The organism is Vescimonas fastidiosa (genome assembly GCF_018326305.1).
Taxonomy (GTDB): domain Bacteria; phylum Bacillota; class Clostridia; order Oscillospirales; family Oscillospiraceae; genus Vescimonas; species Vescimonas fastidiosa.
This window is the reverse complement of sequence record NZ_AP023416.1, coordinates 665,103-680,241: the sequence shown is the minus strand read 5'-3', so window position 1 is coordinate 680,241 and position 15,139 is coordinate 665,103. Positions and strand designations below refer to the sequence as shown.

At 57.5% G+C, this 15,139-nt stretch carries 14 protein-coding genes and 1 pseudogene; 11 read left to right on the top strand and 4 right to left on the bottom strand.

Annotated features, from left to right (window positions below):
* Positions 1 to 97: 97 nt before the first annotated feature.
* Positions 98 to 823 (bottom strand): tRNA 2-thiocytidine biosynthesis TtcA family protein, encoded by a 726-nt coding sequence (locus KI236_RS10590; RefSeq protein ID WP_212821705.1) that lies wholly within the window; start codon positions 821 to 823, stop codon positions 98 to 100.
* Between the two features lie 241 nt (positions 824 to 1,064).
* On the opposite strand from KI236_RS10590, the gene rplM reads away from it, so the two are divergent.
* The 6 genes and pseudogenes from rplM to KI236_RS12180 all read left to right on the top strand — a co-directional run.
* Positions 1,065 to 1,490, top strand: coding sequence for a 50S ribosomal protein L13 (rplM, locus tag KI236_RS10585; protein ID WP_212821704.1), 426 nt, complete (start codon positions 1,065 to 1,067; stop codon positions 1,488 to 1,490).
* 14 nt (positions 1,491 to 1,504) lie between these two features.
* Positions 1,505 to 1,909 (top strand): 30S ribosomal protein S9, encoded by a 405-nt coding sequence (gene rpsI / locus KI236_RS10580; RefSeq protein WP_212821702.1) that lies wholly within the window; start codon positions 1,505 to 1,507, stop codon positions 1,907 to 1,909.
* A 345-nt stretch (positions 1,910 to 2,254) separates the two neighbouring features.
* A complete protein-coding gene (locus KI236_RS10575; RefSeq protein WP_212821699.1) occupies positions 2,255 to 3,667 on the top strand; it encodes a helix-turn-helix domain-containing protein in 1,413 nt (470 codons plus the stop codon).
* 178 nt (positions 3,668 to 3,845) lie between these two features.
* Positions 3,846 to 4,286 carry a LytTR family DNA-binding domain-containing protein gene (locus KI236_RS10570; protein ID WP_212821697.1) on the top strand — a complete coding sequence of 147 codons (441 nt, stop codon included), beginning with the start codon at positions 3,846 to 3,848 and terminating at the stop codon, positions 4,284 to 4,286.
* A 10-nt stretch (positions 4,287 to 4,296) separates the two neighbouring features.
* Positions 4,297 to 4,761: a DUF3021 domain-containing protein gene (locus KI236_RS10565; RefSeq protein WP_212821695.1), complete on the top strand. Its 465-nt coding sequence runs from the start codon at positions 4,297 to 4,299 to the stop codon at positions 4,759 to 4,761.
* A gap of 115 nt (positions 4,762 to 4,876) precedes the next feature.
* A pseudogene (locus tag KI236_RS12180) lies at positions 4,877 to 5,077 on the top strand (DUF3848 domain-containing protein); the annotation flags it as partial.
* A gap of 363 nt (positions 5,078 to 5,440) precedes the next feature.
* Here KI236_RS12180 and KI236_RS10555 read toward each other — a convergent pair.
* The 3 genes from KI236_RS10555 to KI236_RS10545 form a co-directional block, all read right to left on the bottom strand.
* Positions 5,441 to 6,115: a P-II family nitrogen regulator gene (locus KI236_RS10555; RefSeq protein WP_212821690.1), complete on the bottom strand. Its 675-nt coding sequence runs from the start codon at positions 6,113 to 6,115 to the stop codon at positions 5,441 to 5,443.
* Complete coding sequence (locus tag KI236_RS10550; protein ID WP_212821688.1) at positions 6,112 to 7,635, bottom strand: DUF1538 domain-containing protein; 1,524 nt, start codon at positions 7,633 to 7,635, stop codon at positions 6,112 to 6,114. The genes KI236_RS10555 and KI236_RS10550 overlap by 4 nt, the downstream gene beginning before the upstream one ends.
* A gap of 69 nt (positions 7,636 to 7,704) precedes the next feature.
* Positions 7,705 to 7,926 (bottom strand): helix-turn-helix domain-containing protein, encoded by a 222-nt coding sequence (locus KI236_RS10545; RefSeq protein ID WP_212821686.1) that lies wholly within the window; start codon positions 7,924 to 7,926, stop codon positions 7,705 to 7,707.
* A 256-nt stretch (positions 7,927 to 8,182) separates the two neighbouring features.
* Here KI236_RS10545 and secA point away from each other — a divergent pair, with 256 nt between their 5' ends.
* From secA to KI236_RS10520, 5 genes are all read left to right on the top strand, one after another.
* The gene (gene secA / locus KI236_RS10540; protein WP_212821684.1) at positions 8,183 to 10,921 is read left to right on the top strand and encodes a preprotein translocase subunit SecA; all 2,739 of its coding nucleotides are present in this window, start codon (positions 8,183 to 8,185) and stop codon (positions 10,919 to 10,921) included.
* Positions 10,893 to 11,039 carry an SEC-C metal-binding domain-containing protein gene (locus tag KI236_RS12360; RefSeq protein WP_212822036.1) on the top strand — a complete coding sequence of 49 codons (147 nt, stop codon included), beginning with the start codon at positions 10,893 to 10,895 and terminating at the stop codon, positions 11,037 to 11,039. The genes secA and KI236_RS12360 overlap by 29 nt, the downstream gene beginning before the upstream one ends.
* Positions 11,040 to 11,233: 194 nt before the next feature.
* A complete protein-coding gene (pgeF, locus tag KI236_RS10530) occupies positions 11,234 to 12,046 on the top strand; it encodes a peptidoglycan editing factor PgeF (protein ID WP_212821682.1) in 813 nt (270 codons plus the stop codon).
* Positions 12,043 to 13,599: an ABC transporter substrate-binding protein gene (locus KI236_RS10525; RefSeq protein WP_212821680.1), complete on the top strand. Its 1,557-nt coding sequence runs from the start codon at positions 12,043 to 12,045 to the stop codon at positions 13,597 to 13,599. The genes pgeF and KI236_RS10525 overlap by 4 nt, the downstream gene beginning before the upstream one ends.
* Positions 13,600 to 13,637: 38 nt before the next feature.
* Entirely contained in the window at positions 13,638 to 15,125 is a 1,488-nt protein-coding gene (locus KI236_RS10520) for a Mur ligase family protein (protein WP_212821678.1), read from the top strand.
* Positions 15,126 to 15,139 lie beyond the last annotated feature (14 nt).

Genomic DNA, 15,139 nt, shown 5'->3' with positions numbered 1-15,139 from the left:
CGTCCCACCGCACCCCTTGTAAAAAGTCATGTCATTGCGAGACCAGCGCGAACGCTGGTCGTGGCAATCCGTATTTCCCTTTTTTACCCTCCCGGGATCACTTCTCCATCTCCTCCAGATTCCACCCATACAGGGGATACCGCTGCACCGCGCCGAAAATCTTCTGCCGCAGGTTCGGATACCGCTGCTCCAGCTGCACCAGCAGCTCCTTCACCTCCTGGCGCCGGGTGGAGCCGTTGGCGGGGCACGGATTCTGCACCACCGGCAGTCTCAGCCGCTCCGCCGCCCGGCGCACCTCGTCCTCGTGGCAGTAGAGCAGGGGGCGTATCTGGGTGATACCGCTGCGGTCCAGGTAAGTCACCGGCTGAAAGCACCCGATGCGACCCTCAAAGAGCAGGTTCATGAGCATGGTCTCCACCGCGTCGTCGAAGTGATGGCCCAGGGCGATCTTGGATATGCCCAGCTCCCCCAGAGCCGTGTTCAGGCTTCCCCGGCGGAGCTTGGCGCACAGGGAGCAGGGATTTTTCTCCTTCCGCTCCTCAAAGACGATCTGATAAACCGGTACGGAGATGCGGGTGTAAGGCACCTCCAGCTCCCGGCACAGATCCGCCACCGCGTCAAAGCACATCCCCGGTGTCCCCGTCTCCAGGGTGATAGCGTGTACCTGAAACGCCACCGGGTAGAATGCCCGCAGCCGGGCCAGGGCCACAAGGGTCAAGAGGCTGTCCTTGCCGCCGGACACCCCCACCGCCACGGTTTCCCCGGGCTCGATCATGTGGTAGTCCTCCACGCACCGGCGCACCCGTCCCAAAATATGCTGCATAAATTTTCCCTCCGAAAAATGTAAATTACGATATAAGAAATTAAGAGAAAATCAAAGAAATCATGAGATAATCGCAGATGTTTCCGCCGTAAATTAAATTCATCTTGACAATCGGGCGCGAACATGGTATAAATATTTTTGCGCGTTGAGCGCATTGATTTTTGTTTTCTCTCTCCCCCGATTTTACCAAGGGAGCATGAAAAAGTAAAGCAATACATTATTATACTGGAGGAAAAACACCATGTCCACTTTTATGGCAAACAAGGGCAATATCGTCCGCAAGTGGTATGTCGTTGATGCCGCCGGCAAGCCCCTGGGCAAGACCGCCGTCATCGTGGCTGACCTGCTGCGCGGCAAGGGCAAGCCCACCTATACCCCCCACGCCGACTGCGGCGACAATGTCATCGTCATCAACGCCGGCAAGGCCATCCTCACCGGCAACAAGATGGAGCAGAAGTATTACCGCACCCACTCCGGCTGGGTGGGCGGCCTGAAGGAGACCAAGTACCGCATTCTCATGCAGGAAAAGCCCGAGGTGGCCGTCCGTGTGGCCGTGCGCGGCATGATGCCCCGCAACATCGTCACCAAGGACTCCCTGAAGCGTCTTCACATTTATGCCGGTGAGCAGCATGAGCATCAGGCTCAGAAGCCCGAGCTGGTCAAGTAAGGAGGAAAAGAAGAATGTATCAGTCCAAGAATCCCTATAAGTACGGTACTGGCCGTCGTAAGTCCTCCGTGGCCCGCGTCCACCTGTTTGAGAACGGCACCGGCGCCATCACCATCAATGGCCGCGATATCGACGATTATTTCGGCCTGGAGACCCTGAAGATGGTCGTTCGTCAGCCCCTGAATACCACCTCCACCCTGGGCAAGGTGGACATCGTTGCCACCGTCGAGGGCGGCGGCGTGTCCGGCCAGGCCGGCGCTCTGCGTCACGGCATCTCCCGGGCTCTGCTGCAGGTGAATCCCGACTTCCGTCCCATTCTGAAGAAGGCCGGCTTCCTGACCCGCGATCCTCGCATGAAGGAGCGTAAGAAGTACGGCCTCAAGGCCGCCCGTCGCGCGCCTCAGTTCAGCAAGCGCTGAGTTTACTGGAAAAACTATCAAAAAGCCTCGGAAACCCTATGGTTTCCGGGGCTTTCGCATTTGTAGACAGCAGCAGAAATTTATCACATCTGGTACACATGCGTAGACAAAAATTTTATTCCAAAATAGGCTAATTAGCCTATTTTGGAAATTGCGTAGAGCCCCGGATTGGGCACATCTTTCGATGTGTCCAATAAGCGCGAGAACGAAATCGTCGGCGGTGAACCCGATGAGGGTGATAAGCCGCCCGAAAAGAAACCGAGGGACTTGGAAAGATAGCCGAACCTCTTGACAATCGTTATCATATATGATAACATTATAGTGGATCGGAAGGGAGGGTTTTGTATGACCGAAAAGGAACTATTGACAGCAAGGCAGAGCATCGTGCAGAAGCTGACGCAGGCAAGACTGGAAAAAGGATTGTCGCAGGAGCAACTTGCAAAGCGCATCGGAACCCAGCGTTCCAACATCTGCCGCATTGAAAAAGGAACGCAAAACCTCTCCCTTGACCTGATGCTCAAGATCGCAGAGGCACTTGACAAGGATGTGTCCGTAATGCTTGAGGAAAGGAGCAGCACAATGGAAAAAGTATATAGCCTGCGCCTTTATGATGAAACACTGCTGACCTTCACGCTGGAGGAAAGAGGCTTGGAAGGCTTGCAGGCGACAATTCTTCACACCGAAACGGCAAAGCAAAAGCTGTTTCCCCTCGACTTGGAGCTGACAAACGAGGGCGTTGTGAAGTGGCTGGAACGGCGGGTGATTCCGAAGAACCGGCAGTTTGTAGACGAGATCTTAAAGACGCTGAGGCTGAGTGTCAACAACACGAAGGGCATCATTGATGTCTGTATGGGGCTGTCCCTCAACGACAGCTATTGGGTCGTCCCCACCGACTTTGACGGCAAGTATGCCGATTATAACCTCTATAAAAACCGCTTCTCCGAAGCGCTGTCGCTGGTGGCTTATACCGGCGTGGGCGGCAGTCGGGAGGCATTCTCCACCTCGCCGGAGCTGACGACCAACGGTATGCTGCGGAAGGCTTGGAGGTTCGTGGAGGGTGACGGCATCTATCTGTATAAGGGCGGCACGGAGGGCGCTGCGAACACCGGAAACGAGCCGTACAGCGAGTATTATGCCTGTCAGATCGCAGACAAAATGGGCATCGGCTGCGTACAGTACGACTTGGAAACCTGGAAAGGTATCCTTGCTTCCAAGTGTCGGCTGTTCACAGATATTGATACCTCTTTCGTCCCTATCGGGCGTATTCTCCGCAAGACGACGCTGAAAGCCTGCCTGGATTATTACAAGACCTTGGGCGACGAGTTCTACGAGCAGCTTTGCAGTATGCTGGTTTTCGACGCCCTGATTTACAACGAGGACAGACACTTCGGCAACTTTGGCTTGCTGCGGAACAATCACACGGGCGAAATTATCGCCCCTGCACCGATCTTCGATAACGGCTTGTCGCTGTTCAACTATGCAATGCCGGATGATTTCAAGAACCTGCGTGCGTATGCAAAGACCCGTTCCAATCCCTACCGCATTTCCTATGAGGATGTGTGTAAAGAGGTAATGGGTGCAAAGCAGAAAGCGCAGCTGCGGCGAATGGTGGACTTCAAGTTCACCCGTCATCCGTCCCTCAATTTGCCGGAGCAGCGGCTGACAGCCATTGAAAAGCAGCTGGTCGAGCGCACAAGAGAGCTGCTCTCCATTCCGGTTCAGAGAAGTACAAAGCGCAAAAACGAGCCGGAAAGATGATCCGTCTGCGGTATGGGAGCAACCCCGTACCGCAGATACTTATCAGCCGCCCATCCAGACCGGTATGAGATTCCCGTAAAAATTACCACCTATGTTCTTAAAACAACCACCTATCGAGAATCAGTAGAAATCGGTTCTTGATTTTCCTATACTGTAACCGTAGCGAGGAGGTGAATCGATGCAAATTGAAATCAAGATAGACGAAAAATGCAAAGAGCCAAAAATCATCGTGATAACGGACAAAATGACCGATGAAGTCAATGCAATCATAAAAAGACTATCAGACGAGCAACCGCAGGTCATTGCCGGATTCAGGGAGGATGTGGTCGAGGTTCTGGAAGCGTCTGAAATCTACCGCGTTTTTGCCGAATCAGGTAAGGTGTTTGCCGAGACGAATCACGGCGAGTATGCGCTCCGCCTGAGGCTATACGAGGCGGAACAACGGCTTGACAGCAAGACTTTTGTCCGAATATCAAACTCGGATATTATCAATCTGAGAAAGGTCAAGAGCTTTGATTTGAGCTTTGTCGGGACAATTTGCATCACGCTTTCAAACGGTACGGTTACTTATGTTTCACGGCGATCCGTCGCCAAAATCAAACAACTGTTAGGAATGTGAGGTGGCAAAAATGAAGAAAAAACTGATTGGACGAGGTGTAATTGGTTTCCCTGTTGGCATTGCAATCGGATATGTCATTACGGTGATTATCTCAATCTGCATTGGGGATGGTTTCTTCCACCCGGTCAATCCAGAGCTTGTGAATAAAATGGGGAGCGAATTAAATGCGATTCTCATTCAAACCGGCCTGAGCGGAATAATGGGCACAGGCTTTGCAATGGCTTCGGTTATTTGGGAGATCGATTCGTGGAGTCTTGCAAAGCAAAGCGGGGTTTATTTTGCAATTGCTTGCGTGATTATGTTCCCCATCTCTTATTTTGCCAACTGGATGCCCCATTCGACCGGTGGAATTCTGTCTTATGTAGGTATATTCGTAGCGATCTTCCTCGCTGCTTGGGTAACTCAGTATTCTGTGTGGAAAAGGAAGATCAAAAAAATGAACGAAGGCATTAAAGATAATAACGATATGAATTGATCCCGCTGCTTTGCATCCTGCGCCTTGTTTTAACAGCAGAATAAACCACATACATAGCCGCTTGGTTTTCAAAAGAAATCAGGCGGCTATTTCTATTTTGAAGGAGGTGTTCGCTATGAGCGAAACAGATCACAATGCTCGACTTTACGAGAAAATGAAAGCCGAACAGGACAAATACCGGGACTGGCTACTGCATCAGGAGCCGTCTGAAATTCTTGAGCATACCTACGAATACACGATGCGGGAGGACATCGCAATGTGTATGGACATTTACGCCAAGGTGAAGTACAATAAGCCTTGGGAACTGGCACCGGTAATAAACCAAGTTTTCAGCATAAATAGCGAAAAAGAATCGGCTTAATTGATGGGTTAACTCGTAGGGGAAAACAGCAAGACAGAACGCAGAAACCCTTGAAAATACAGAGAAAAGGAGAAAAAACTGGTTCAATACGGCCTCAAAGCAGCCCGTCGCGCACCTCAGTTCAGCAAGCGCTGATTGGACGCAAATTTACAACTCAAAAGCTCAAAACCCCGGAAACACATGGTTTCCGGGGTTTCTTAGTATATCAAAATGTCTCTCAGGCTGCCAGTGCATAATTTGTCCGTCATAGACGGACAAATTATGCGCGCAGCAGACTGTGCGCCTTTTGTCGGAAAAGCCCGGAGGTTTTCCGCAACCTCAGTCCCCCGTCTCCCGGCGGAAGCCGAAGCCGGCCACCTCCGTGGTGGGCAGGGAAAAGGCAATGGACTGGGCCGGGGAATCGGGTCCGGCCTTTTCCAGAATGGAGCGCATGATCTCCGCCTTCTGCTCCGCCCGGGCCACGATAAGCACCACTTCCTTCTCCTGGGCGATGGTGATGTTATAAAACTTCTTCACCTGCTCATCGCCGGTGCCCTTTCCGTGGAGCACCGTGCCGCCCCGGGCTCCGGCGGCCCGGGCTGCGTCCATAACCAGGTCGCTCTGGCCCTGGCTGGCGATGACCACGATCAGCTCATAGGCAAAATTCAGCTCCGGCTTATATTTCCCCGAGCCGACCTCCGCGCCTTTCAAAAATTCCATGGTTTTACCTCCTCCTACGCTTTTCATGGGTACGGCAATGACAATGCCGTGGCCGGGCACGCCCAGGTGCAGGCGCTCCCGCTGGCCCTCAATAAAGGCCTTGGTTTTTTCCTCTGTGGCCGCCGAGAGCATCACCCGCTTTTCGTTGGACTCAATGCCCAGGAAGTCCAGCATACTCTGGATGGCCGTGCCATATCCCAGGAGCGTGACATTCAGCGGCAACGCCAGCTCCTCCGTCAGCTCCTCCAGCCGGGGCAGCGCCTCCGGCGTAACGATGGAAATTACATAATTCATGCCGGTTCCTCCCACAGCTCAATAATATCGCAGTCACCATAGCTCTCCAGCTCCCGGGTGACCTTCCGGGCCTTGCGCTGGTAGTAAAAGCCCACCACCTGAATGGACAGCAGCGGCATCATTGCCACCATTGCCACAATGCCGAAGGCATCGGTGAGCACATTGCCGCCCAGGGCGATGCTCACGCCCATCATAAATTGCAGCATAAAGGTCGCCGTCATGGGGCCGGAGGCCACGCCGCCGGAGTCAAAGGCGATGGCCGTGTAAATATCCGGCACGAAGAACGACAGGCCCAGGGCGATGGTATAGCCCGGCACCAGGAACCACAGCAGCGAGACGCCCGTCACCACCCGCAGCATGGCCAGGCCCATAGCCAGGGCAATGGCCACCGACAGGCTCACCTTGATTGCCTTGCCGGGGATAGCGCCGGCGCTGACCTCCTCGATCTGCTTTTCCAGCACCGCCACCGCAGGCTCTGCCGAGATGATGAACCAGCCCAGCAGCGCCGCCAAGGGAATCAGCAGCCACTCCAGAGAGCTGCTGACCAGTGCCGCGCCCAGCTCCGCACCCAGGTTGGAAAAGCCCACATTCACGCCCGTAAGGAACAGCACCAGCCCCACATAGGTATACACGATACCCACGAAAATTTTGCCGAAGCTGCGCGTATTCATGCGGAACACAAACAGCTGGAACAGCAGGAAGATGCCCACAATGGGCAGCATGGCTATGGCCATCTCCTTCATATACACCGGCAGCTCCTGCATAAAGGCCGTGCCGATGCCGGTGGTGCTGTCAAAATGCACCGGCGTAATGGCCGCCGCCTCGCCGCTGCCGCTGCTGAAAAAGCCCAGCAGCAGCACGGAGAGGATGGGCCCGATAGAGCACAGGGCCACCAGGCCGAAGCTGTCGGCCTCCGCCTTACGGTCGCTTCGCACATGGGAGATACCTACGCCCAGGGCCAGGATGAACGGCACCGTCATGGGCCCCGTGGTCACACCGCCGGAGTCAAAGGCAATGCACAGGAATTCCCTGTCCGTAAAGGTCGCCAGGGCAAACACGGCTATGTAACACCCCAGCAGCACCCACCGCAGGTTGATGCCGTAGAGGATACGCACCACGCACACCGCCATGAAAAAACCCACGCCGATGCCCACCGCCGCCAGGAGAACGGACTTGTCGATGTTGGGCACGGTGTCCGCCAGAACCTGCAGGTCCGGCTCCGCCACCGTCACCGCCACCCCCAGAGCAAAGGCCACCAGCAGGATGACCGGCAGCTTATTGGTCTTGGTCAGGGCCGTACCGATCTTGTTTCCGATAATGGTCATGGACCGCTCCGCGCCCAGGGAGAAAAGGCCCATACCCACCACGATCATCAGCGCGCCGATGAGGAAGGTCAGCAGCAGCGTGGGCTGCATGGGCACCAAAAACAGGCACAGCAGCGTCACGATGATGATAATGGGCAGCACCGACACCAGAGACTCCCTTATTTTCTCCGTAAGGAGGGTGCGGGTTTTTTCCATGTGTGCTTTTCGCTTTGCTTTGGATCTACTCAACAATTTGATTCCTCGCCTTCCTTTAATTATAAATTATTATACATCGTCCGTTTTATCCACCAGGTCCGCAATGTCCCAGAGCTGACAGTCCAGCGCGCAGCAGATGCGCACCAGCATTTGGGTAGATACCGGCTGGTCGTGCTGGAGCTTGAAGTAGGTGGACTGGCTGATGCCCGCCTTCTCCCGCAGGTCGTGGCCCTTCAGGTCCCGGTCGATCATCAGCTTAAAGAGCTTTTTGTAGCAGATCTTCTTTTGCATGACTGCCCCTCCGCATCTCTTTTTTTATTTAATATAACATTAAAATATTCAAAACACAATAGTTACATCCCGATTTGAATATTTTTTACGGTTTATTAACATCTCCCCCTCCGCCGGGGCTTCGGTGAGGCAGACCAGTGCCGGCTTCTATATTATCCGTCCAAAACGGGATAATTGTTTGCATATAGAATAAAAGTGTGGTATACTTTAGTATCTATTTGCAAACACTTACTGCATAGAAAGGAAGTTTTTAGATATGGGCCTGCTTACCAAGATTTTCGGTACATACAGCGACCACGAGCTGAAAAAAATCTATCCCATTGCCGACAAGATCGAGGCACTGGAGGAGGAGTATAAAGCCCTCACCGATGCCCAGCTTCAGGCAAAGACCGCCGAGTTTAAGGAGCGGCTGCAAAACGGGGAGACCACCGACGACATTCTCCCCGAGGCCTTCGCCACCGTCCGGGAGGCAGCGGACCGGGTGCTGGGGCTGCGTCCCTACCGGGTGCAGCTTATCGGCGGCATTGTGCTGCATCAGGGCCGCATCGCCGAGATGAAGACCGGCGAAGGTAAAACCCTGGTGGCCACCCTCCCCGCCTACCTCAACGCCCTTACCGGCCAGGGGGTACACATCGTCACCGTCAACGACTATCTGGCCAAGCGTGACTCGGAGTGGATGGGCAAGGTCCACCGCTTCCTGGGTCTTTCCGTGGGCCTTATCATCCACGACCTGACCAAGGCCCAGCGCCAGGCCGCCTACGCCGCCGACATCACCTACGGCACCAACAACGAGATGGGTTTTGACTATCTGCGTGACAATATGGCCCTCTACGCCAGCGAGCAGGTCCAGCGGGGCCACCACTTCGCCATCGTGGACGAGGTGGACTCCATCCTCATCGATGAAGCCCGTACCCCCCTTATTATTTCCGGCATGGGGGAAAAGTCCACCCAGCTCTATGACCAGGCTGAGCAGTTTGCCGCCCGCCTCAAGAAATATGTGGTCACCGAGACCGACGACAAGGCCGAGGAGGACCCTGCCATCGACGCGGACTATGTGGTTGATGAAAAGGCCAAAACCGCCACCCTCACCGCCCGGGGCATCGCCAAGGCCGAGGAATTCTTCGGCCTGGAGAACCTCTCCGACCCCGAAAACAGCACCATTGCCCACCACATCAATCAGGCCATCAAGGCCCACGGCACCATGAAGCGGGATGTGGACTATGTGGTCAAGGACGGGGAAATCATCATCGTGGACGAGTTCACGGGCCGCCTGATGTTTGGCCGCCGCTACTCCGAGGGTCTGCACCAGGCCATTGAGGCCAAGGAGCATGTGTCCGTCCAGCGGGAGAGCAAGACCCTGGCCACCATCACCTTCCAGAACTATTTCCGCCTGTATAACAAGCTCTCCGGCATGACCGGTACGGCCCTGACGGAGGAGGAGGAATTCTCCACCATCTACAAGCTGGACATCGTGGAGATCCCCACCAACCGCCCCGTTATCCGTATCGATAATGAGGACTCGGTGTATAAGACCGAAAACGGCAAGTATCGGGCCGTGATCCGGCAGATCAAGGCGTGCCACGAGAAGGGGCAGCCGGTGCTGGTGGGTACGGTTTCCATCGAGAAAAACGAACTGCTGGGCAAGCTCCTGACCCGGGAGGGCATCAAGCACAATCTTTTGAACGCCAAGAACCACGAGAAGGAAGCGGAGATCGTGGCCCAGGCCGGTAAATTCGGCGCCGTCACCGTGGCCACCAACATGGCAGGCCGTGGTACGGATATTATGCTGGGCGGTAACGCCGAGTACCTGGCCAAGACGGACCTGCGCAAGGCGGGTATGTCCGATGAGCTCATCGCCGAGGCCACCGGCTACGCCGAGACCGAGGACGAGGAAATTCTCAATGCCCGGAAGCTCTTTGCCGAGAAGCTCCGCCAGCACAAGGAGGAGATCGCGGGCGAAGCGGACCGGGTGCGCCAGGCCGGCGGCCTGTTCATCATCGGCACCGAGCGCCACGACTCCCGCCGTATCGACAATCAGCTCCGTGGCCGTGCAGGCCGTCAGGGGGACCCCGGCGAGACCCGGTTTTACATCTCCCTGGAGGATGACCTCATGCGTCTGTTTGGCGGCGAGCGGGTCACCAACATGATGGAGCGGCTGAATATTGACGAGGATACCCCCATCGAGCAGAAGTTCCTCACCCGGGCCATCGAGCAGGCTCAGACCACCGTGGAGTCCCGGAACTTCCAGGCCCGTAAGTCCGTGCTGGAATACGACGATGTGATGAATAAGCAGCGGGAGATCATCTATGACCAGCGCAAGCAGGTGCTGGACGGCCTGGATGTGAAGAACATCATCATGAACATGATGAATACCTCCATCTCCCACCTGGTGGCGGAGCATTTCGCCGGAAACGACCATCTGGATGCCGCCTCCTGCCGGGAGCTGCTGCGTCAGGTAGAGGGCCTGTACTTCCCCAAGTTCACCGTCCGCTTTACCGAAGAGGAGCTGAAGGAAAAGACCGCCGCCGATGTCACCGAGGCCTTTACCGCCGCGGCCGCCGCCTACTACGAGCAGAAGGAGCAGGCGTTCACCTCCCCCGTCATGCGCGAGGTGGAGCGTGTGGTGCTGCTGCGGGTGGTGGATGAATACTGGATGGACCACATCGACGCCATGGCCGACCTGCGCCAGGGCATCCGCCTGCGGGCCTATGCCCAGACCGATCCCATCATCGCCTACAAGAAGGAATCCCTGGATATGTTCGAGGAGATGATCTCCGCCATCCAGTCCGAAACCGTGCGTCGGCTCTACTCCGTGCGCATCAAGAAGGACGAGGAAATCAAACGCGAGCGGGTGGCCAAGGCCACCGGCGAGAGCGTCGGCGGCGACGGCACCGTGAAAAAGCAGCCCCGCCGGGTGCAGAAGATCGGGCGGAACGACCCCTGCCCCTGCGGCTCCGGCAAAAAATATAAGAACTGCTGCGGACGGAACGCGTAAAAATTCCATCTCGCCTATACCCTGTCATTGCGAAGCCAGTGCGCACACTGGCTGTGGCAATCCGTACCCCTGCGGCAGCGGCAAGAAGTATAAGAACTGCTGCGGCAGAAATGCATAAGCAATAATTCGTAGGGGCCGATGTAGGCATCGGCCCGCCCCGCAGGCACCCCTTGCAGCCCATCCGTAGGGGCGGACGACTCTGTCCGCCCGCCGGACCCTGTACCGCATTTCTTACTGTGTCATTGCGAGGGCGCTCTGCGCCCGTGGCAATCCGTACCCCCACTCATCTTCCCCCTTTTAAGGAGTCCCGTCATGTCCTTTCTCACCCATCAAAATAACGACCTGCTGTGGCTGTCCAGCTCTCTGCTGGACGGTGCGCCGGTGCGTCACGGCTTCTCCACCCGGTTAGGCGGCGTCAGCCCCGCCCCCTGGGACAGTCTGAACTTGGGCATCAGCCGGGGCGACAGCGACGAAAATGTGCGGGAGAACTATCGCCGGTTCTGCGCCGCTGTGGGGGTGACGGTAGAGAGCACTGTTTTCACCCAGCAGACCCACTCGGAAAACATCCGTCTTGTCACGGCGCAGGACGCCGGAAAGGGCTTGCTCCGCCCTCGGGACTACACGGAGGTGGACGCCCTCATCACCGACACCCCCGGCCTTTCCCTGGTGGTCTTTTCCGCCGACTGCGGCACCATCCTGCTCTATGACCCGGTGCATCGGGCTATTGGGGCCGTCCACGCAGGCTGGCGGGGCGTGGCAGCAGGCTTGGTCGCCAAAACTGCCTTGAAAATGCACGATACCTTCGGCACGGAGCCGGGAGACCTGCTCTGTGCCTTGGGCCCGGCCATCGGCCCGTGCTGCTTTGAAACGGACGACGATGTTCCCGCCGCCATGCACGACGCCCTGGGCGCCCAGGCCGATCCCTTCCTGACCCGCCGGGGTGCCAAGTGGCACATTGACCTCAAGGCTATCAACGCCCACTGGCTGAAGAGCCTGGGCGTGCGTCACATTGACATTTGCTCCCACTGCACCGCCTGCCGCCAAGACCTGTACTGGTCCCACCGCAAGGTGGGCAATGCCCGGGGCGCGCAGATCGCCCTGCTGGCGCTGGAGGACCCGCTATGAAGATAAAACGCCTGCTTTCCCTGCTGCTGGCTCTGGGTATGCTGCTGTCCCTGCTGGGGTGCAGCGGAACCGACGCCAATGCCGATTCCAACGAAATTTATAACGAGCTTGCCGACTACTATAAGCAAAAGGAGAAGAATAAAAGCACCACCATCTCCTCCTTTTCCCTGCCCTATCTCCAGGGCCTGACCCTGGACCCCGTCACCTGCGCGGACGGTACCCAGCAGGACATCGGCCAGCTTCTCTACGAGGGTCTGGTGCGCCTGAGCCTGACCCTGGAGCCGGAGCCGGTTCTGGCCGAGTCCTGGAGCTATGACGCCGCCAGCTATACCTGGACCATTTCCCTGCGCAGCGGTGTCACCTTTTCCGACGGGTCGGCCTTCACCGCCTCGGATGCGGTGGCCACTCTGCGCCGGGCCCAGTCCTCGGCCCGGTACGCCGGACGGCTGAGCCAGGTCTCCTCCATTTCCGCCAGCGGCTCTCAGACCCTTACCATCCGTCTCAGCCGCCCCAATTCCTCCTTCCTCTCCCTGCTGGATATTCCCATTGTAAAGTCCGGCACCGAGGGACAGCTGGTGCCCACCGGCACCGGGCGCTACACCTATGTGGCCGCCTCCGGCTCTGAGGGAGCGTATCTCACCGCAAACACCGCCTGGTGGCAGCAGCAGAAGCTCCCCATGGACCGGGTCAATCTCTACACCTGCAAAAACAGCGACACCGTTTCCTACGCCTTTTACGCCCGGGAGGTGCAGCTGCTGCGCTGCGACCTGTCCAATACCGCCTCCACCGGCACCGTGTCCTCCGCTGACTTCACCGATGCGGACACCACCGTTCTGCACTACCTGGGCTTCAATACCACCCGCGCCCCCTTCAACAATGCCGACCTGCGCCGGGCCGTGAGCCTGGGTATCGACCGCGCCGGCTGCGTCAGCTCCTTCCTCATGGGCCACGGCACGGTGACCCAGCTCCCGGTGAACCCCGCCTCCCCCCTCTATCCCAAGAGTCTGGACACTGTCTATTCCCCGGATAGCTTCACCTCTGCCGTCACCGCCGCCGGCTTCGGCAGCGGCTCGGAGCCCGTGTCCGTGACCCTGCTGGTGAATTCCGAGAACGCCCATAAGCAGAGCGCCGCCGCGAAAATCGCCGCCGCCCTCAGCACCTCCGCCCTGCGTGTTACCGTGGAGGCTGTGCCCTGGAGCGACTTTGTCTCCCGGCTGAAAAGCGGTCGCTTCGATCTCTACTACGGCGAGTATAAAATGACCGCCGACTGGGACCTGACGGACCTGCTCTCGACCTCCGGCGCCAACAACTACGGCCGCTTTAACGACGCCGATTTCGCCGCCCTGCTCACTGCCGAGCGCAGCGCCACAGGCGACGGGCACACCGACGCTTCGACCAAGCTGTACGAGGCCTTCTGCCGGCAGACGCCCATCGCGCCCATCTGCTTCGCCCGCAGCTCCATTCTCACCACCTCCGGAGCCATAGAGGGGCTCACCCCCTCCCTCACCGATCCGTTTTACAATCTGCAGGATTGGACCATCCATTTTTCCTGATTATTTTCCCTATACAAATGATAAAAAAGGAGGCTCCTATGATGAAGCAAACAACCGCATTGGAATCTGTTTTGCGTGCTGACGGCCTGTTGCTGCAGGGCATTGGCCGAAATGTGGACATTCTGGGTATCAGCAATGACTCCCGCACCGTCAAGCCCGGTGACCTGTTCATCTGCAAGGGCTACGGCTTTAAGCCCGAGTACCTGGCCAAGGCCCAGGAGGCCGGAGCCGTGTGTTACCTGGCCCAGGAGAAGCTGGAGAGCGATCTGCCCGCCATTTTGGTCCGCGATGTGCGCAAGGCACAGAGCCTGGCCGCCCAGTGGTTCTATGACTACCCCTCCCGTGCCTTTACCCTGGTGGGCATCACCGGCACCAAGGGGAAAACCACCACCACCTATATGACCCGCTCCGTTATGGACGCTGTGACCGGTACAAAGACCGGCCTTCTCTCCGGCATGGAGCATGACCTGGGCGGTGAGGTGACCTACACCCATCTGACCACCCCCGAGTCTCTGGAAATGCAGCAGCTCTTTGCCGAGGCCCGAGAGCGCAAGCTGCCCGTGGTCACCGCCGAGATCAGCAGCCAGGCCTACCAGGTCCACCGCACCTACGGCCAGCACTTCCGCTACGGCATTTTCCTGGACATCGGCCCCGACCACATCTCCGCCCATGAGCATCCCACCATGGAGGACTACCTCAAGTGCAAGGAAGCCCTGCTGGAAAATTCCGACACCGCCATCATCGTCCGCAGCACGGACTATTTTGACCATGTGCTTGCCGCCGCTCAAAAGGCCGGGCGCACCCTTTTGGTGGGCATGGCCGAGGACGGCGAGAGCGACTATACCGCCTCGGATGTGCAGAAGCTCCCCCGGGGCTATGCCTTCACCGTCACGGAAAAGGCCACCGGCCGCCAGGACATTTATAAGGTGGGGATGGACGGCCTTTTCAATATTGAGAATGCCCTCACGGCCATTGCCGTGGGCCGTGACATGGGCGGCGACCCCGCCGTTATCTCCGCCGCTCTGGAGCACCTGGTGGTGCCGGGCCGGGCGGATGTGATGGAGGGCGCGGGCCTGAAGATCTTCATCAACTATATGCACAACGGCATCAGCTGCCAGGCGGTGCTGAAGGCCCTGAAAAAAGACTACCCGGATAAGTTCGTCACCGTGGTCATCGGCGTGGCCGGCCAGCGTTCCCCCGCCCGTATTCAGGGTGTAGGCGAGGCCTGCGGCCGGTACGCCGACCGTGTGTTCTTCACCGCCGACGACCCGGACCTGGAGGACCCCCGGGACATCGACACCCGCCTTGCCCATGCCGCGGCGGACGGAAAGGCGGAGGTCATCATCGAGCCGGACCGTGTCATCGCCGTAGAGCGCGCCCTGCGGGAGGCCCCGGCAGGCTCCGTGGTGGTGCTGGGCGGCAAGGGCGACGAGGATACCCAGCGGGTAAACGGCGTCTATGTCCACTATGAGTCCGACCCGGTCATCGCCAAGCGCGTGGTGGCCGAGCTGGAAAAAGAGAGATAAAAAGGAGGGCCTGC